Origin of the sequence: Mycobacterium sp. RTGN4, assembly GCF_033804635.1 — a bacterium.
Lineage (GTDB): Bacteria > Actinomycetota > Actinomycetes > Mycobacteriales > Mycobacteriaceae > Mycobacterium.
The window spans coordinates 105,048-123,928 of sequence record NZ_JAPZLB010000010.1; the positions used below are offsets into that span (position 1 = coordinate 105,048).

17 protein-coding genes are annotated in these 18,881 nt (G+C 63.4%); 12 read left to right on the forward strand and 5 right to left on the reverse strand.

Translation table 11 applies throughout. The features are described 5' to 3' along the window. The first annotated feature begins 3 nt into the window (after nucleotides 1-3). Nucleotides 4-1,164, forward strand: a complete 1,161-nt coding sequence (locus SLQ30_RS21800; RefSeq protein ID WP_319448692.1) for a hypothetical protein — start codon at nucleotides 4-6, stop codon at nucleotides 1,162-1,164. 22 nt (nucleotides 1,165-1,186) lie between these two features. On the opposite strand, the gene SLQ30_RS21805 is transcribed toward SLQ30_RS21800, so the two are convergent. Next, entirely contained in the window at nucleotides 1,187-1,771 is a 585-nt protein-coding gene (locus SLQ30_RS21805; RefSeq protein WP_319448691.1) for a TetR/AcrR family transcriptional regulator, read from the reverse strand. Further along, complete coding sequence (locus SLQ30_RS21810; protein WP_319448690.1) at nucleotides 1,771-2,694, reverse strand: oxygenase MpaB family protein; 924 nt, start codon at nucleotides 2,692-2,694, stop codon at nucleotides 1,771-1,773. The genes SLQ30_RS21805 and SLQ30_RS21810 overlap by 1 nt, the downstream gene beginning before the upstream one ends. Nucleotides 2,695-3,253: 559 nt before the next feature. On the opposite strand from SLQ30_RS21810, the gene SLQ30_RS21815 reads away from it, so the two are divergent. Genes SLQ30_RS21815 through SLQ30_RS21865 form a run of 11 tightly spaced genes read left to right on the forward strand, consistent with a single transcriptional unit; the run spans nucleotide 3,254 to nucleotide 14,940 of the window. Then, entirely contained in the window at nucleotides 3,254-4,123 is an 870-nt protein-coding gene (locus SLQ30_RS21815; protein ID WP_319448689.1) for an ABC transporter permease, read from the forward strand. 1 nt (nucleotide 4,124) lies between these two features. Further along, nucleotides 4,125-4,982, forward strand: a complete 858-nt coding sequence (locus SLQ30_RS21820) for an ABC transporter permease (RefSeq protein WP_319448688.1) — start codon at nucleotides 4,125-4,127, stop codon at nucleotides 4,980-4,982. Continuing rightward, entirely contained in the window at nucleotides 4,983-6,551 is a 1,569-nt protein-coding gene (locus tag SLQ30_RS21825; RefSeq protein WP_319448687.1) for an MlaD family protein, read from the forward strand. Continuing rightward, nucleotides 6,548-7,603 carry an MlaD family protein gene (locus SLQ30_RS21830; protein WP_319448686.1) on the forward strand — a complete coding sequence of 352 codons (1,056 nt, stop codon included), beginning with the start codon at nucleotides 6,548-6,550 and terminating at the stop codon, nucleotides 7,601-7,603. Before SLQ30_RS21825 ends, SLQ30_RS21830 begins: the two co-directional genes overlap by 4 nt. Beyond that, the gene (locus tag SLQ30_RS21835) at nucleotides 7,596-8,642 is read left to right on the forward strand and encodes an MlaD family protein (RefSeq protein WP_319448685.1); all 1,047 of its coding nucleotides are present in this window, start codon (nucleotides 7,596-7,598) and stop codon (nucleotides 8,640-8,642) included. Before SLQ30_RS21830 ends, SLQ30_RS21835 begins: the two co-directional genes overlap by 8 nt. Next, a complete protein-coding gene (locus SLQ30_RS21840; protein ID WP_319448684.1) occupies nucleotides 8,639-9,757 on the forward strand; it encodes an MCE family protein in 1,119 nt (372 codons plus the stop codon). The genes SLQ30_RS21835 and SLQ30_RS21840 overlap by 4 nt, the downstream gene beginning before the upstream one ends. Then, on the forward strand, nucleotides 9,754-10,989 hold the full coding sequence (locus SLQ30_RS21845) for an MlaD family protein (RefSeq protein ID WP_413468120.1): 1,236 nt from the start codon (nucleotides 9,754-9,756) through the stop codon (nucleotides 10,987-10,989). Before SLQ30_RS21840 ends, SLQ30_RS21845 begins: the two co-directional genes overlap by 4 nt. After that, a complete protein-coding gene (locus SLQ30_RS21850; protein WP_319448683.1) occupies nucleotides 10,986-12,236 on the forward strand; it encodes an MlaD family protein in 1,251 nt (416 codons plus the stop codon). The genes SLQ30_RS21845 and SLQ30_RS21850 overlap by 4 nt, the downstream gene beginning before the upstream one ends. 24 nt (nucleotides 12,237-12,260) lie before the next feature. After that, entirely contained in the window at nucleotides 12,261-12,857 is a 597-nt protein-coding gene (locus SLQ30_RS21855) for a hypothetical protein (protein ID WP_319448682.1), read from the forward strand. 16 nt (nucleotides 12,858-12,873) lie between these two features. Further along, nucleotides 12,874-13,692, forward strand: a complete 819-nt coding sequence (locus tag SLQ30_RS21860) for a mannan-binding lectin (protein ID WP_319448681.1) — start codon at nucleotides 12,874-12,876, stop codon at nucleotides 13,690-13,692. 9 nt (nucleotides 13,693-13,701) lie between these two features. Beyond that, nucleotides 13,702-14,940, forward strand: a complete 1,239-nt coding sequence (locus SLQ30_RS21865) for a TetR/AcrR family transcriptional regulator (protein WP_319448680.1) — start codon at nucleotides 13,702-13,704, stop codon at nucleotides 14,938-14,940. Here the strand turns inward: SLQ30_RS21865 and SLQ30_RS21870 are convergent. The 3 genes from SLQ30_RS21870 to SLQ30_RS21880 are packed head-to-tail and all read right to left on the reverse strand — an operon-like array spanning nucleotide 14,937 to nucleotide 18,846. Next, the gene (locus tag SLQ30_RS21870) at nucleotides 14,937-15,551 is read right to left on the reverse strand and encodes a TetR/AcrR family transcriptional regulator (RefSeq protein WP_319448679.1); all 615 of its coding nucleotides are present in this window, start codon (nucleotides 15,549-15,551) and stop codon (nucleotides 14,937-14,939) included. The two genes, SLQ30_RS21865 and SLQ30_RS21870, sit on opposite strands and share 4 nt — an antisense overlap. Then, a complete protein-coding gene (locus tag SLQ30_RS21875) occupies nucleotides 15,548-18,427 on the reverse strand; it encodes an RND family transporter (protein ID WP_319448678.1) in 2,880 nt (959 codons plus the stop codon). The genes SLQ30_RS21870 and SLQ30_RS21875 overlap by 4 nt, the downstream gene beginning before the upstream one ends. After that, nucleotides 18,424-18,846: an MmpS family transport accessory protein gene (locus SLQ30_RS21880; protein ID WP_413468121.1), complete on the reverse strand. Its 423-nt coding sequence runs from the start codon at nucleotides 18,844-18,846 to the stop codon at nucleotides 18,424-18,426. The genes SLQ30_RS21875 and SLQ30_RS21880 overlap by 4 nt, the downstream gene beginning before the upstream one ends. Nucleotides 18,847-18,881: the final 35 nt, after the last annotated feature.

The following is an 18,881-nucleotide window of genomic DNA, read 5'->3' on the forward strand; positions in this document are numbered from 1 at the left end:
CGCATGGCCGATGGACGCAAGCGGAGCGCAGCCAAACAGGCCAGACGCGACGCGAGGCGCAGGAAGGCGCGTCGCGAGGGGGCCGCGGAGCGGGAGGCGCTTGACGAAGCCCCCTTGATCGACGAAGTCCGCCAGGCGCTGGACACCGGTCAGCCGCTGGATCTGCTAGTGCTGGTGAGCATGGTCGTGTTGGCGACCACTCCGCAGCCGGCCATGCTGCGGCAACCTGATGAGGACGACCTGGCCACCCTCGACGAACTCGTCGCGGCCTTCATTGGAGTGGACGTGCCGGAGACCACGGCCCTGCTGGCCGTACTCGGCGAAGTGTTGGTCGACGATGACGTGCTGCGCGACCGGTGCCGCCGTGCCGTTGAGGCACGCGACGAAACCCTTCCTGGATGGCTTGCCGGATTGGCGCAGACCAGCGTCCACCGGGCGGTGCGGATGACACACGTACTCGGCGACGGTGACGAGTTGCTGTTCGGTGTTCGGCTTGCTGACGGGCAGGAGCTGTCCTGCGCGGCGAACATCGACCACCTCATGATGTCGGTGCTCACGGACGCGTTCTTCGTCCCAGAGCCCATCGAGAAGGTGCTCACCGTCGCCAAGGCGAGCAACACCGATCCTGACACCAGCTTCGTCGACCTCGACCTGGCCGACGCTCGGGCGGAGTTGCAACAGGCGCTCGAACGGCATCTGACCATGTACCCGCTGGATGAATCGGACACTTGGCCGAGCTGTCGTCCGCTGTTGCAATGGCTGATTCAGCTGATGCCGGAGGGCGGCTCCACTGCGCTTGTGCTGCAACAGGATTCGACACAGATAGCGGAATTACTCGAACGGTTCTTTGGCTCGCTGGTGGGTATGCCGTTCAATGACATCGACCACCGCAAGCTCCTGGAACACTGCGCCGAGGAGGGCACCGGTAATCCGTTGCGGTGGAGTGCGCTGCGCCTGCGCCAATTGCTGGACGCAGCGTTCGACTATGACGACGTTCCGGCGGAAGTGCAGCTGGACCTCACTGAGATGCTGCGCGCCTTCGTGCCATTCGCCCACGCCCAGAGCGGAATCCGGGAGGAGCTGACCGCCGAAGACTTGGTGGCCATCGACGAGGTAGCCGGTGACTACCGGGCGATGGTGCTGGAGGACGAAGGCCCTGGCTGAGGGACGCCTACTGGACCCGTGGTCAATGAATCAGTTGTGCCAGGTGTTGCCGTGCGTAGCGACGTACCGAGTCGTCATCCGTGGTGTCGAGTACGCCAGTGCTGACTTGTGCCAGGGAGGTCGCCAGGCGAATGTGTAGTTCGGCCACCGCAAGCAGGTCAGAGTCGGCCATGGTCGCGCCAGCAGTCCGCAGCGCTTTTGCCATTGCCGTTGAAGCGATCTCGAGGAATTGTTCGGCTGCTTCCCGCATGCCAGCCGACACGGTGATGTCGCCGTCAAGTTGCAGGAATCTGCGCATGGTCGGTTCGGTGGTGAGGATGCGTACGCCTTCGCAGAAGCATGCGACACCGGCTTCCTGGGGGCCGGAGTCGACGTCGACGGTTTGAAGTCTGGCCATGGCGAACGCGAAAGTTCGCCGGCCGAGTTCAGTCAGGAGGATGTCGCGGCTGGGAAACCTGCGGTACAGCGTGCTCCGGCTGACACCAGCCTGCCGCGCGATCACGTCCAGGCTGAGCCGCCCGACGCCGACGAGTGCGACCTCCTCAGCGGCGGCCTTCAAGATGGCAGCCTCCTGGTCGCCGGGTGAGGTGCGGGTGCGGGGGACCATCAACCGACCGGACATCCACCGGGCGTGGCAAATGAATCCAAGGCGACTGAGCGGTGCAGTCGGACGATCTTCTCGTACTCGAGCCGATTACGCGCGAGGGGTACCAGCAGCAACCGGTCGGGTAGCAGGCGCCAGATCAGTTGCAGCCCTCGGGTATACAGTGCGAACTCACGGTCATGCCTGGCTTTCCATTGAAAACCAGTGGTTTGCCGGATACCTGGGTGCATGATGCCGAACGAGCAGATCTTGATGATGTGCCCCACGGCGGGCCGCACGATGAGCCACAGCGGAGTGATCGCCACTGCGAGCGGTTTAGGCAGCAGAAGTGTTGGCAGCGGCAGCTTTCCGATCCTGCGCACAGACCGATCCAGAAATGAATTGGCCTGCGCACGGGTAGCGACCATGTCGTCGTAGTAGACCTGGGCAGCCGCATAGGTAGGCGGGAGCCCCGCGGACCGGCCGGGCAATTGCAGAATTTCGAAGGCCTTCAATAGTTCTCGGTACGCGGCCTCTTGCTCGGCCGGGAGCAGCGTGATTCCGGTGCTCGGTGTGAAGGAATGCAGGATCAGGAACATTCCACTCACCGCGATCCAGTTCCACAGCGCAGGATCCAGTGCGCTGTAACGGACGTCGGCGAACTCGTTGATACCGAAGCCACGAACGTCGCGGTGCAGGTGCTTGAGCCGCTGGGCTTCGGCGGCTCGATCCGTCGCGTCGCCCCATAGCGCCAATGTCGTCGAGAATCCCCCGCGCAGGGAGCGGTCGGTGAAGTTCTCATCGAAACGCCCGGTCTTGTCGACCGCCGCAGCGACGGCGGGAATCGCCACCTCGTCGTAGGCGGACGCGCCGAAGAAGCCGGGCAGCGCGCTGCCCGAGAACCTGCGGAACTGCCTGAGCACACCAGGCCGGACGGTCGTATCCATTGGCTCCGTGGCTGGTGTCGAAGCGAAAGTGGCCACTCGTCTTCACTCCCTAGGTTTGACACAAAGACACAATATCCATGTCAAAGTAGCACAGTGGTGTGGTTGCGCGAGCTCTTCGGCCGGCTAGCGTCCCCGGACGCGGCGGCGCCCAAACTCTTGCGGGCAAGTTAATGCTTGTACGCCTTGCAGGCGCTCATTGCTAGAAGCAGGACCGCATGCCGTCAGATCCTGGTCGAGTGCCCATTCCGTCGCTGGTTTGACGCGTCCCGCACTGAAAAAGTGGCGAATAGCTGCAGAACCATCTGATTTCGTAAGTGAGTGGCGGCCCAATCGCGCTATCGAAACCGACCCGCCGTCGCCGCAGTTCGCGGGACCAAGCGAACCGGGCATAGGCGCTATGTAAATGGCGATTCGGAAAAAACGTTGACGGCGACGGAGCGTCGACCGTACGGTGTCCACCGGTAGCGAAGGGCGCTATTGGAGTTGCCCGCCCTTCTGGGGCCCAACCTGCTGGGGAGGATGTCGAGCTGTTGCGTATCCGGCGTCTGGGTGCGAGACGATGACCGCGGCAACCGACGACGTGTCGGATCGCGGCGGACCGCGTGACGGCGTCGGCGTTGTCGAAGAGTGGTCCACCGGCTATGTGAGGCGTCATCCGCTGGCTTCACTGACAACGGTGGGCGATCAGTTCGTCCTCGGCGTCCGCACCATCCAGTACCTGCTCGTCGACCTGGTGGCCTTTCGGTTCCAGGGCAAAGAATTCTTTCGGCAGGGCGCCTTCATGGCCGGAACGGCGGTCCTGCCGACAGTTCTGGTGGCGCTCCCAATCGGCGTCACCCTGTCGATCCAGTTCGCGCTACTGGCCGGACAAGTCGGTGCGACGTCGTTGGCGGGCGCGGCCAGTGGCCTCGCGGTGATACGGCAGGCGGCCTCGTTGACCGCTGCGGTCCTCATGGCGGCGGCGGTGGGGTCGGCGATCACCGCGGACTTGGGTTCGCGCACCATGCGCGAGGAGATCGACGCCATGGAAGTGATGGGCGTCTCTGCAATTCGGCGCCTGGTGGTGCCGCGTTTTGCCGCGGCCATCCTGGTGGGTGTTGCGCTGACTGGCGTCGTCTGCTTCGTCGGCTTTCTCGCGAGCTATTTGTTCAATGTGTATTTCCAGAACGGTGCCCCGGGAAGCTTCGTCGCGACGTTCGCCTCCTTCGCCACGACGGGTGACCTCATCGTGGCGCTGCTGAAGGCTGTGCTCTTCGGCGCCATCGTCGCCATCGTGTCCTGCCAGAAAGGACTTTCGACGGTCGGCGGTCCGACCGGAGTTGCGAACTCGGTGAACGCGGCCGTGGTCGAATCGATCCTGGTGTTGATGGTGGTCAACGTCGCCATCAGCCAGCTCTACATCATGATGTTCCCGCGGGTGGGACTCTAAGGTGGCCGTGTCGCCTTATGTGCCCACGCTGGTCGCGCCGTGGGTTCGGATCTTCCGGCGCGCTACCGCGCCGGTCATCCGGTTGGGCCACATGCTGGTGTTCTTCGTGCGCGCCGTTTCCGCGGTGCCGATTGCACTGCGGCGGTACCGAAGTGAGTTCGTCCGGTTGTTGTCCGATATCGCCTGGGGCAACGGCTCCCTGGTCGTCGGCGGCGGAACCGCAGGTGTAGCAATAGTTTTGGGCATCACGGTCGGCGCCCTCGTCGGAATCGAGGGATACAACTTCCTCGACATGCTCGGCCTCGGCCCGGCGACGGGGATCATTTCGTCATTGGTGAACACCCGCGAGCTGGCGCCGATCGCCGCATCACTGGCGTTCGCGACCCAAGCTGGTTGCCGATTCACCGCCCAACTCGGGTCCATGCGCATCGCAGAAGAGATCGACGCGCTGGATGCGGTAGCGGTCCGTCCCATTCCCTATCTCGTGACCACCCGACTGATGGCGTCGGTCGTCGCGGTGATTCCCCTGTATGTCGCGTGCCTGGCGGTGAGTTACCTGACCACTCAGGTCGTGGTCTATCTGATCAGCGGTGGTTCGACGGGCTCATATCTGCATTACTTCACGCTGATGCTGGTCGGCCGAGACATCGGCTATTCGCTGATCAAGACCGTCATCTTCGTGTGGATCGCCTCGACCGTGCAGTGCTACTACGGGTTCTACGCCTCCGGCGGCCCCGAAGGCGTGGGAGTTGCTGCCGGACATGCCATGCGGGCCAGCATCACTGTGGTGATCCTGGTCAACATGCTGCTCACGATGGCGCTGTGGACGGTCGACTCCGGAGCAAGGTTCGGCGGATAAGTGGGTAATTCCTTTGAATCAGATGGGCGCGGAGCGTCCGAGCGGCAGCTGCTCGGCGTCGGCGTCGCCCTGCTGGTTGTGGCGGGGATCGTCACGTCGACGCTGTTGTTCAAAGCGACCGGGCGACTCGACCGGTATGTCCGGGTGGTGGCCGCCCTCGTCAACGTCGGAGATGGACTGCCGCAGCGTTCCGACGTCAAGTACCACGGTGTGTTGGTCGGAATGGTCGAAGGGGTCACCCCTGCTGCCAACGGTGCGCCGAACTACGTACACATCGATCTCAATCACTCGTACGCCGCGTCGATCCCCGCATCCGTGACCGCACGGGTGGTGCCCAGCAATGTCTTTGCGGTGTCATCGGTTCAGTTGGTCGATCGCGGGAGCGGCCCGGCGATCCGTGCCGGGGCCACGATCCCAGAAGACACCGACCTCCCGACCGTCCTGTTCCAAACCACGATCAGCAAGTTGCGCGACATCCTCGCTGCGACGGGACGCGGCCGCGAGGACAAGACGATCGGAGTGCTGGCCGCGATCAACACGGCCACCGAAAACCGTCGCACCAAACTGCTGACCGGCGGTGCCCAACTCAGCCGGCTCATCGACCAACTAGACGCAACCGTGGCCACCGCACCCGGCCCGTCGACGGTGTCCGCACTGATCGACGCCACCCGCGGATTGCAGCAGACCGCACCGGAATTGGTCGATGCACTGCACCAAGCCGTTGCGCCGATGCAGACGCTGGTGGAGCAACGCGGTCAGCTCACGACCCTGATCGACGGCGGTCTGCACACCGTGGGCACCACGCAGACCGCGCTTGCCAATCACGCCGATCAGCTCGTGAAGATCACCGGAGAGCTCACCCCGGTAATTGGTCAACTCGCAGACACCTCGCAACATTGGTTACCTGCGTTCGTCAAGCTCAATGGGCTGGTGGACAAGTTCTTCAATGAGGTGTGGATCCCCGAACGAGATATCGGCAACATGCGGGTGAATCTGTCCTTCACAGCCAGCTACCCCTACACCAGGGCCGACTGCCCGCAGTACGCCGGCCTCATGGGCCCAAGCTGCTTCACGGCGCCGTTGGTACCCACCCGCCCGGATCTGCCCGACGTGCTGCTGCCGCAGAACTATCAGCCACCGAAGGATCTGACGCCACCCCCCGGAACTGCCATGGGAGCGAACGGGAACCTCGTCGCGATCGGCCCCCCGTACCTCAACCCCAATCCGAGTCTGGCCGATCCGAACCCACCTCTGGCGCCAGGAGTGTCGCCCTCGCCCGCGGTACCGGGCACCGCCAATCCGGACCTGGTACCCAATCCGCCACCGGAGACGCCGTTGTCACCACCTGCGCCGGTGGCGCCAAAGCCGGGCGACCCACCGCTGCCCGCCGAGGCCGCGCCTGCATCGTTCGGCGGCAACGTCGGGCCGGTCGGTAGCGAGCAGGAACGCGTCGCACTCAGCGTGATCACCGGTCAACCGGCGTCGACCGCCACCCAGCTACTTCTCGGTCCCGTCGCACGTGGCACGACAGTGTCGCTGGCACAACATGATTCGGAAGGAGGGCGGTGAGACATCGCAGCGCGTTGATTGGGCTGTCACTGTTCATGGTCGTGGCGGTGACGTTGACCTGGCTGGTCTACGCGACCCTGCGCCGCGACGTGGCCGGGCGGACCGTGCCCTACGCGGCGATATTCTCCGACGTGTTCGGCCTCCGAGAGGGCGATGACGTCCGGATGGCCGGGGTACGCGTCGGTCGGGTCGAAAAGATCGAACTGCAAGGCGAACTCGCGAAAGTGTCGTTCGTCGTTCAGAGCGATCAGCAACTATTGGGGCCCACCGTCGCGGCGGTGACGTACCAGAACATCGTCGGCCAGCGCTACCTGGGATTGTCGATCGGACAGTCCAGCGAGCCCGGAGTGCTTGGCCCCGGGAGCATCATTCCCGTCGAGCGCACCGACCCTTCGTTTGACGTGGGCGCGCTGCTCAACGGTTATGAGCCGCTGTTCAGCGTGCTCAACCCGCACGATGCCGACAACCTCACCAAGGGGGTGATCGCATCGCTGCAAGGCGATGACGGATCCATCGTTGCCCTGGTCGACCAGACCTCACGGCTCACCGACTCTTTCGCCGGCAAAGACCAGGAACTCGGGAACGTCATCACCAACTTGAATGCGGTCGTTGACAACTTGGCCCAGCACAACCACAGCCTCGATCAGCTCATTACTCAGACCCGCGACACGGTGACGACCTTCAACGCACGCCGCCCCGAACTGGTTTCGTCGATGGGGTCAATCTCCCAAGTGGTGCGGCAACTCTCGACGATCGCCGACGAGGTACACCCAGAACTCAACGAATTGGTGCTTCGCGAACCGGGTTTCGCCCAGCACATGGTGGGAATCGAACCGCAGCTGGCCTTCACCGGTGACAATCTTCCGCTGCTGCTCAAAGGATTCGCGCGCCTGACCAATGAAGGCGCTTACGTCAGCGCCTACGCCTGCGACCTGAACGCCACCGGTTTCTTCCCCGGTCTCAACGACGTGGTGCCGATCATCGTCGACGCCGCAACACCCGGAAACAAGGCGTGGTACACCCCGAGATGCAGGAACACGAGTCATGGCTGAACGAACACCCACCCAGCAGCGCAGACGCCGACCGCTGGAGAGCTACCACCCGGGATGGCTGGGCTTCGGCGCGATCGTCGTCGTGGCCGTCCTCATCGCCGCGATGTTCACGGTCAAGGCGGCCGACGTCGGGTATCGGCACTACACAGCCCACTTCCTGCAAGCCGCGGCGCTCAAGTCGGGCAATCCGATCACCGTCGCCGGGATACCGGTCGGCGAGGTGACGAGCCTGGCGTTAGCAGGCGATCACGTGGACGTCGGCCTGAAGGTTCGCAACGATGTCGCCCTTGGGGCGGACTCCCGAGCGACGATCAAGATCACCACGATCCTGGGAGGTCGCTACCTCGCCCTACAACCCGCAGGCCCGGGTTCGTTGTCCGACAACACCTTCGACATCACACATACCGAGGTGCCCTATGACCTCCAAGAAGCTTTGGCCGACGTCACCACCACCTACGAACAGGTCGACTCCGACAAGTTCGCTCAAACACTCGGCATCCTCGGCAAGCAGCTGCAAGGACTTCCCGCCGTGCTGCCACAGGCGCTGAAGAACACCCACACCCTGGCGACGATCATCGCTTCGCGGCGCGACCAGCTCGGCAGTCTGCTGAAAACCGCGGAGTTGGTGAGCAATACGCTGCGCCGTCAGCAGTCGAACATCGGCAACCTGATCAACCAAGGCAACGACTTGATCGGCGAGTTCGTCACCCGACGCGACTCCTTTCACGCGCTATTGCGGTCACTGACCGACCTTGTTCAAACCCTGAGCGGCATCGTCATCGACGACCGCCCAGAGCTGGAGAAGCTGCTGACGAACATTCGCGAGCTGTCCGACATGCTCGGCAAGCACGACGACCTGCTGCGCAGCACCCTGCAAGCCGGTCCGGTTGCGCTGCGCGGGCTGGCGAACGCCACCGGCACCGGAAACGCGGTGGACTTCAACGCCAGCAACGGGCTGCTGGTGGACTCATGGATGTGCGCCATCAGCGGTCGGGCCAAGCAGTTCGGAATGATCCCGTACTTCAAGGACTGCAAGTGAACCGGTTCCGCCGCAAGGTAATCGCGTTGGCTGCAGCGGCTCTGGTGCTGACGCTAATCGTGGTCGCCGCCGGCTGGTCCGTCCTGAGGGGCGCCGTCAACACCATCACCGTGACCGCGCAATTCGACAGTGCCGCAGGACTCTACGTGGGCAACACCGTCGCCGTACTCGGGATGCCGGTCGGACAGGTCACCACCATCACCCCCAAGGGTGGCTACGTCGAAGTGGGCTTCACGGTGGATAAGAACGTCCAGGTTCCGGCCGACGCGCAGGCGGTGACCATCTCCAACTCGATCCTGACCGATCGGCAGATCGAACTCACCCCGGCCTACCGCGGCGGCCCGACGTTGCAGAATCACGACACCATCGGGCTCAATCGCACCAAGACCCCCGTCGAATTCGCCAGGGTGCTGGACGTTCTCGACAAACTGTCGGGTTCACTGCGCGGCGACGGCAAGGGACAGGGCCCGGTGGCCGACCTCGTCAACGCCAGCGCGGCAATCGCCGACGGAAACGGTCAAGACATGAAGGACGCCCTCGGTGAACTGTCTAGTGCCTTGCGGCTCAGCGCCGACCGTGGCGCGGTCACACAGGATCAGCTGACGACCATCATCAGGAACCTCAGCTCGCTGTTCGATGCCGCCGCCACCAACGATGCCACGCTGCGAGAGTTCGGGTCAACGGTACGGGCGCTCAGCGACATCCTGGCCGAAGAGCACCTCGGTACCGGCACGACCGGCAAGAAACTGACCGAGGTGATCACCCAGTTGGGCGAGGTCCTGCACACCCACCGCGACGAGATCGAGCAGATCGTCACCAACGGCAACACCGCACTCACGACGACAGTGGACCACCAGCGCGATCTCGCCGAGTTCCTCGATCTCACCCCTATGACGCTGGACAACATCTACAACGCCATCGACCAGAACAACGGATCCGTTCGCGTTCATGTGCTCGTCGACAAGGTGCTGTTCGAAACTCAGACGGTCAAAGAGGTCTGCAACATGATGGGCCTGCGACAACTCGGTTGCAGCACAGGCACATTGAAGGACTTCGGGCCGGACTTCGGGCTGTCGTACATGCTCGACGGACTCGCGGCGATGGGGCAGAAGTGACGGCGTCCCGTCAGTCCGTGCTGCCCCTGATCGTCGCGGTGTGTGTCTCCGCTTTCGCATCTGGTTGTGCGACTGAGGGTTTGGCCAGCCTGCCGCTGCCAGCCCCGGGCGTGGGGTCCGGCGGCTATACCGTGACCGCCATCTTCGCCAACGCGCTCAATCTGCCAGCCCATGCGAAAGTGAAATTGGCAGGGGCAGATGTCGGTGAGCTCGAGTCGATGGTGGCGCGCAATTACACCGCGGTCACGACCCTGCGCATCATGGACGGCGTGCAACTGCCCCTGGGCAGTACCGCCGAACTGCGCTCCGCGACTCCGCTGGGCGACGTGTTCGTGGCACTTAAGCCGCCAAGCCCGTCCGAGCCCGGCGCACCGCTGCTCAAGGACGGCGACACCATCGGCCTGGACAAGACCGCGGCGGCCGCGACTGTCGAGTCCGTACTTGGCTCGGCGGCGATCCTGGTCAACGGCGGTGCCGTGCGCAACTTCACCAACATCATCAATGGAATGGGCAGGGCGACCGGTGATCAGGGGCAGGCCTTCGGCGATCTCATCGCCAAGACGAATCACACGCTGAATACGCTGAACGTCCGCTCCGACGATATCTCGACCGCGCTGACCGAGACGTCGCGGCTCGTCGAGCAGATCGATGCCAAGAATGATGCGCTCGGTGAGCTGATGACCGAAGCCGGGCCTGCGACCGAAACGCTGGCCGCCCACACCACCGATGTCGCCGACCTCGTCGAGAAGATCGGTGCCACAACAGAACAGCTGAAGAAGTTCCCGTCCATCGCAGGCACCGACACCAGCGGCCGAAGCGTCATCTCTGATGCCAACGATGTGGCGCGGGCGTGGAACGACGTTGCGCTGGCGCCGGACGCCACCCTGTACGCCCTCAACAGACTGATGCCACCGCTGGTCAAAGCCACCCCGAGCAACGCAATCTCGGTGCGGGCCAGTATCGACCGATTGGTGCTTGGATCGATACCGGACATCGGCTTCGGCGGCGACATCGGTCTGCACGGTCCGAAGCGGTACAACTGGCAACAGCTGGTCGGCTCCATCAAGTACACCCTGTGGCGGTTGCAGGAAAGGGTCGTGGGCAAGGGGCCCGACGTGGCGCAGGTTCCGGTGATCCCCAGCCCGACCGAACCGGGACAGCTGGAGCTCGCCCCGTCCGCACCCGACGAGCCGCCTGCCCCACCCGCACCGCCCGCGGAGGCACCCCGATGATCGCTACCGTCGCCGATGCCGTCGTCGCCGTCGTTCGGGCGTGCCATCGTCGGCGCTCCTGGCTGTCGGCGGCCGCATTGATCCTCACTCTCGTGGTAGCGAGCGGATACCTATTCCTCGGTGCGCTGCGGGTGAACCCGTTCGCATCGAGTTATCGGATCACCATCGAGCTACCGGATTCCGCCGGCCTGTTGCCCAACCAGGATGTGACACTTCGGGGAGTGCCGATCGGGCGCGTTGAACGACTGGACATCACACCGGGCGGCGTCGATGCCGTGGTCAACGTCTCCTCGACTGAGCCGATACCGGTGTCGAGCGCCGTCCGCGTATCGGGCCTGTCGCCGGCAGGGGAGCAGTACATCGAATTCTCCGCCAACACGGATGCCGGCCCCTACCTGGCCGACGGCAGCGTCATCAAACAGGGCACCGCGACCGTGCCGGTGAGTTTGGCGCAGTTGCTCGCCGACGCCGACGGGACGCTGGCCCAGGTTGATCCGGCCAAACTCGAGATCATCAAGAAGGAGTTGAGCCTCAGCGCTGCGGGACCACAGAAGCTCGCCGACATCATCGACGGCGGCACCTTCCTGTTGTCGACGCTGGATTCCGTGCTTCCGGAGACGATGACCGTGCTGAGGAGCAGCCGGATAGTGCTCACGATGGCCGCCGACAAGAACGCCGGAATCGCCGCCGCTGCCGACAATCTCAGCCAGAGCTTCGATGGCATCAACCGGATGCGGGACGGATACCGCCGCCTCACGGAACAGGCGCCGGGTTCCCTCAACGCCGTCGATGATCTGTTCACCGACAACTCCGAGACCATGGTGCAACTGCTTGGGAGCCTGGCCAGCACCTCCCAGTTGCTCTATCTGCGGGTGCCCGCACTCAACGCGCTGTTCCCCAACTACCGCACCTCGGTGCTCGACGCCATCGGCAGCGTCATGCACGACCACGGGCTGTGGGCGACCGGAGACATCTACCCGCGCTACGCATGCGACTACGGAACGCCGCGTCGCCCTCCGTCCTCCGCGGATTATCCGGAGCCCTCCATGTACACCTATTGCCGCAACGACGATCCCGGTGTGTTGGTCCGAGGAGCGCGCAACGCCCCGCGGCCAGCTGGGGACGACACCGCGGGGCCGCCGCCGGGCGCGGACCTCGGAAGAACTACCGACCCGACCCCGCCGGGTCGGTTCACGATCCCCACGCCGTATGGCGGCCCAGCGCTACCCATCGAGCCGCCCCGCTAATCACCCCGTATCAAGGAGACGATCATGACAGTGAGCACGGACAACCAGATCGACGAAGCCGACGAGACGGCAAGCGTCGTGGATGAAGATGCCTCCGACGCCGATGTGACCGATGTCGACGGGACGACGCGCCCGCAGCGGTCCCGGCGACATCGCGTGCTCGCAGGCGTACTGATGCTGGTTTTCGTTGCTGCACTTGCTGTCTCGGGAACGCTGGGCTGGATGCTGTGGCAACAACGGGAGCTCGTCCGTGCAGGCCAGCAGGCTCAGGCGGCAGCAGTCGCCTACGCGCAGGTCTTGACCAGTATCGACTCCACCAAGGTCGACGAGAACTTCAATCAGGTCCTCGACGGCGCCACCGGTGAGTTCAAAGACATGTATTCCCAATCCAGTACCCAACTTCGCCAGCTGCTGATCGACAACAAGGCTTCTGCCCACGGCGTCGTCGTGGAGTCGGCCGTCCAGTCCGAAGCCAAGAACAAGGTGGTCGTGCTTCTGTTCGTCGACCAATCAGTCTCGAACACCAACGTTCCCGATCCGCGCGTCGACCGCAGCAGGATCAAGATGACCATGGAATTCGTTGACGGACGTTGGCGCGCAAGCCAAGTCGCCCTGCCCTGACGATCGGAGCACGTACATGCAGATGACCCGGCTGCTCGGCCTGATCACGGCGGTAGCGACGGCCGCCGTCACCGCCCCCATAGCATCCGCAACATCGGTGGCATTCTGCGATGAGCTGAATGGACAGTGGAACGGCCAATACTGCCAGTTCTCGGTCCAGTCCGAACGGAACGCCACGCGCGACATCAAGGTGGCCATCCCCGCCGAACTCGTCGACGACCCGACCGCCGGACCCGTTGTGCGCCAGTACTTGAAAACTCTGGTGGGCAACTGGACGCAGGTCGGCGTGCATATGGTCGCCGATAGTTTCGGTGAGGAGAACTTCCAGATCTTCCGGCACGGCAGTGCGCTGTCAGCGGTGTTCCGCGAGACCTATCACGCCGACGGTCCGGATTTCAACAACGCCTACCGCACCTTCGCCTTCGACGTGGCAGCCGGCAGGCAACTGCAGCTGTCGGATTTGACGAACCCCGGCGTCGACCCGCTCTCGGCGATCCCCCCGCTGGCGCAACCCTTCATCGAGCAGGCCCTCGATCAGGCGCCGCCGCCACACCAGCCCGGTACCTACCCCTTCACCGCAGACCGGTGGACACCTGACAAGGTCTACTCCGGCGGATACAAGGCGTGGGCGCTGACGGCTGATGAACTCATTCTCTATCTGCCGGATTACCCAGTGGCACATGACACTCCGCTCGACTTCACCACGGGCAACATGCAGTGGTCCATGGACGGCGGGACGGTGCAAGCACACATACCGCTGGCTGCCCTGAGCCCGGTACTGCGTCCGGAGTACCGCGGTGCCCAGGTCACGTCTTCGGCACCCGGTTGGCGTTAGGCTGTCGCAATGGTGCCCGCGACCCCGCTGACCACGGAGCGCCGTCGGCGACCGAAGGACCGAAAGGCGCAAATCGCCCGAGTGTCAGCCGAGGCGTTCAGCGAACTCGGCTACCACGGCATCAGCATGGAGGACATCGCAGGCCGGATCGGAGTGACCGCCGCCTCGCTCTATCGCCACTACTCCGGAAAGTACGACCTCTTCCAGGCGGCCGTGCTTGGCCTGGGACAGCAGTTGGTCGAGTGCACGGCATTCATCGACGACGACCAGGCCGATCCGGAACTGACGTGGGATCGCGCGGTGGCCGCGCTCATCGACATCACGCTGGCGAACCGTACCAGTGGAGGCCTCTACCGGTGGGAGGGCCGCTATCTTCACGACGTCGACCAATTGCTGCTGAACGAACAGATCAAACTGGTCAACCGCAGGCTCCAAATGACGATGTGCCAGTTGCGCTCTGACCTGGACTCGCGCCAGCGCTGGATCCTGTCCTCGGCGGTGCTCAGCGTCGTCGGCAGCATCACTGACCATCATGCTCGGCTCGAAACCGACCGAATCCACGCGACCCTGGCCAGAATTGCGCGCAACGTGCGTGACACCGAGTTGCCTCGCCAAACGCCGTCAGCAGATCCCACACCGATCCGGGTCACGGTAACCGCGGAAGCCGGCGAGTATGAGCAGATCCTGCACGCGGCCATGCTGCTATTCAACGAGCGCGGCTACCGCGACACTGGAATGGACGACATCGCTGACGCCGTCGGCATATCCACCACGAGCATCTACCGCTTCTTCTCCGGAAAGGGTGCGATCCTCGCTGCGGTGTACCGCCGCGCCGCGGACCGCGTCTCGGGTGACGTCTCTGCCATCCTGTCCGCCGCAGACGGCCCCCGCGATGCAGTCGGACAGTTGGTAGAAGCCTTCGTGCGGCGGTCCTTCGCCAATCCGGAACTCGCCTACGTCTACTACGCGGATCGCGTCAATGTGCCCGCCGCGGATCAGGATGCGCTGCACAACATCCAACGTGCGACGGTGGACGCGTGGGCCCGCCAAGTGGCCGCTGTCCGACCTGAGATCTCGCCGGATGAAGCGCGTTTCGCCGTGCACGCAGGCTTCGCTCTCGTGGTCGACCTCGGTCGATTCATGCACTACGCCAACTCGGAGTCGGCATTGGCGGTCGTCCGCCACCTGCTTCTCGAAACGTTGATTGGTTCGGATACGCCGCCGCACCGAAAGCGCGGAGCTCGCTAAATCGCGCGACCAAGGACCGCGGGCAATATCAATGTGTCGATGACCTGTCGCACGAACTTGGAGTCCACGCTTTGTCCGCCGATGACACGCATCAGGGCCATCGCGGTAAGTGCATCGGCGACGAGCGACCAGTCGCGATCACCAGACACCTCACCGCGTGCGGCCGCTTGCTTGAGTATTGCCGACACCACCCGTCGACCCTTGAGCAGCATCAGGTCTTCGAGCGCCGAGGCGAGTCCGGGGTCGTGTGCGGCCTCCAACGCGACTCGTAGCACCAGGTCGTTGGAGACCAGGTCGTCGTCGTTGCGGGCGGCGCGTTCGACAAGGAGATCGAAATCGCCTGTGAGGCTGCCAGTGTCGGGTGCGTCGTCGCTCATCAGATCGGGTCGCCAATGCACGAGTGCGTCGGTGATCAACGCTGCCTTCGACGACCACCGGCGGTAGATCGCGGCCTTCCCGACGCCGGCACGGGCGGCGATGTCGTTCATGTTGGTGGCGTCGTAGCCATGCTCGGTCAGGGCCGCCAACGCGGCGTTGAGGATTGCTGGATCACGGGATCGATCCAGCCGCCCTTCGGTGCGCTGGCGCAGTGTGGATTTCGTGTCTGTCATGTGTCCGGCGTCGAAGCTGCAGGGATGGGCGAGGTGTTCGCGTCCCGCTCGGGCGCAGAACCACCTCTCTTGACGATCGCGAAGGTGTTGAGCGGCCACCAGAACCAGCGTCCGAGTGCGGCGGCGATCGAAGGAGTCATGAACGCCCGCACGATCAACGTGTCGACGACGAGGCCGATACCGATGGTCATGCCGAGCTGACCGACGACGCGCAGGTCGCTGAAGATCATCGACATCATGGTGAAGGCGAACACCAGGCCGGCGGCGGTGACGACGCGTCCGGTGGCGCCCATGCCCCGGATGATGCCCGTGTTGAGCCCGGCGTGTATCTCTTCTCTGAAGCGCGAGACGACCAACAGGTTGTAGTCCGAACCCACGGCCAGCAGGATCACGATCGACAACGGGATCACGATCCACTGCACGCCCAGGCCCAGGATGTCCTGCCAGAGCAGCACCGACAGACCGCAGGCGGTGCCCAGCGATGCGGCCACGGTGCCAACGATCACGAGGGCGGCCACCACGCTTCGGGTGATGATCAGCATGATCGCGAAAATCAGGATCATCGCTGCGAGGACCGTAATCAAGAGGTCCGTTATGACGCCGTCCTGCATGTCGCTGTAGAGCGCCGCGGTACCAGCCAGCGACACTTTGGCATTGCTCAGCGGGGTGCCCTTGAGGGCGTCTGCGACAACACCTTTGAGGTCCCGGACATGTTCAATGCCCTCCACCGAGGCCGGGTCGCCCTGGTGGGTGATGATCATCCGGACCGCCTTGCCATCCGGCGACATGAACATCTTCATCCCACGTTTGAAGTCGGGATTGTCGAACACATCCGGCGGCAGGTAGAACATGTCGTCGTTCTTGGCCTGATCGAAGTACAGGCCTATCTCCGTCGCGCCTTTGGCCGCCTCCTGTTGCGCGGCCTGGGTGCCGGCCATGGTGCTGTGGGTCGCGATCATGAAGTCGCGCATCGTCTTCATCGTCGCGATGGTGTCCTGCAGCACCGGCAACATCTGCGGCAGCAGCTTATCCAAACGGTCCAGATCGATGGTGAGACCTTGTATCTGGTCGGCGAGTGTGTCGATCCCGTCCAAGGAATCGAAGAGCGACCGCAACGTAAAGCACACCGGGATGTCGTAGCAGTGCGGCTCCCAGTACAAGAAGTTGCGCAGTGGTCGGAAGAAATCGTCGAAGTCGGAGATGTGATCACGCAACTCGTTGGTGGTGGCCGCCATCTCATGGGTCCTGCCAACCATGCTGTGCGTGACTTCGGTCATTTCCTTCGTGATGGCGTACATGCGTTCCATGCTGGCGACGGTCTTGCTCATCTCGTCGGCCTGCTCGAGCATCTGTGCGGAGTTGTCGTTGTTGAATTTCGCGCTCTGCAGAGTGCTGGCGTTCTGCGCGCCGAGCAGGAACGGGATCGAACTGTGCTGGATCGGTGCGCCCAGTGGACGGGTGATGGTTTGCACCCGATCGATGCCACGCATGCGAAAGACGCTCTTGGCGACCTTTTCGATCACGAGCATGTCCGCAGGGGTGCGCAGGTCATGATCGGCCTCGAGCATCAACAGTTCCGGATTCATGCGGGCCTGGGAGAAATGGCGGTCCGCGACGCCCATGGCGACGTTGGCGGGCATGTCGGCGGGCGTGAACTTCTGGTCGTTGTACTGCGGCACATAGGTCAGCAGGGCGACGAAGCCGATAATGGCGATCACGCTGGTCACCAAGACGATCGGAATGGGCCAGCGAACCACAGAGGTACCGACCTTGCGCCACCCTGGTGAGGCGATCTTTTGCTTGGGGTCGAGCAGACCGAACTTCGACGCCACCGTCAGGACCGCAGGCGCCAACGTCAGTGCTGCGGCGATGATCACTAGAACCGCGATCGCGCAGGGCAGACCCATGGTCTGGAAGTAGGGCAGCGTGGTCATCGTGAGGCACAAGCAGGCACCAACGATGGTCAACCCGGAGCCCAGGATGACATGCGAGACGCCGCTGTACGCGACATAGAACGCGTCTTCGGAGTCCAGGCCTTTCGATCTCTCTTCGTGATATCGCCCGAGCAGGAAGATCACATAATCTGTTCCGGCGGCCAAGGACAGCATGGTCACCATGCTCACCGCGTACGGGGTCAGGCCGATGATGTTCAGGTTGCCAGCCGTGGCGGTAATGCCTTGTGCAGCAAATAGTTCCAGGCCGATGATGACCATGGATACGAGCATCGTCACGACGGAGCGGTAGATGATGAGCAGCATCAGAATGATGACGCCGACCGATACGAATTCCGTGATCGCCAGGCTCCGATGCCCGGCAACGCTGGTGTCGGCATTGAGCACGGTATTGCCTGCGACATGAGCCTTGATGCCCGGCGGTGCGGGCACCGAGGCAACGATGTCACGCACCGCTTGCACCGACTCGTGGCTGGCGCTGGTGCCCTGGGCACCATTGAGGAAGATCTGCACGTAGGCGGACTTGCCGTCCACACTCTGCGAGCCCGCCGCGGTCAGCGGATCACTCCAGAAGTCCTGAACGTTCTGCACGTGCTCGTGATCGGCAAGCAGCTTGGCGACGATTTCGTCGTAGAACTTGTGTGCCGCGTCGCCGACGTGGTCGTCGCTCTCCAGCACGACCATTGCCGTGGAGTCCGAGTCGTACTGTTTGAACACCTTGCCGATGTGCAGCATTGCCTGAAAGGACGGCGCGTTCGTAGGGCTGATGGGCACCGACCGGGTTGCCGCGACGTCGTCCAGTGATGGGGTCACGATGCCCACGACGACCACGACGAGCACCCAGAGCAGGATGATCGGCAACGAGAAGATCCGAACCATCCGGGCGAAGAACGGGCGATGGGGCTTCGTGTGTGCGTTGCTCATACGGATTTCACCAAGCAGTAGATGAACGGTTTGATGGTGTCGGTGCTGGTGCGGTCGTCGCGTATCTGACCGTCGACGGTCACCCGGCACCCAAGGTCGTGGGTGTTGCGATCACCCTGGGCCATGATGTTCGCCGACATCGACGGCAGCGTCGTCACGATCGTGAACGACCAGGGCAGCGGGGCGTTCTCGATGAGATGAGGTTGGCCGTTCTCGTCGAGGTAGTTGAGGTTCGCGGTCCCGCCCGTCCCGGTGATCTCGTACTCGATGTGCTTCGGATTGAAGTTCTCGGTGATTCCGGAGCCCTCTGCCAAATTCGGGCCTTGATGGCGTGTGGACTCGCGAATGCGGTTAATGCCGTAGGCGCCTAACGCCACCACCACCACGAGCAGCAGTGGGATCCAGAACCGTTTCAACACTCGGAACACGCTGTGCGTCCTGCCCTTCGAGTCAT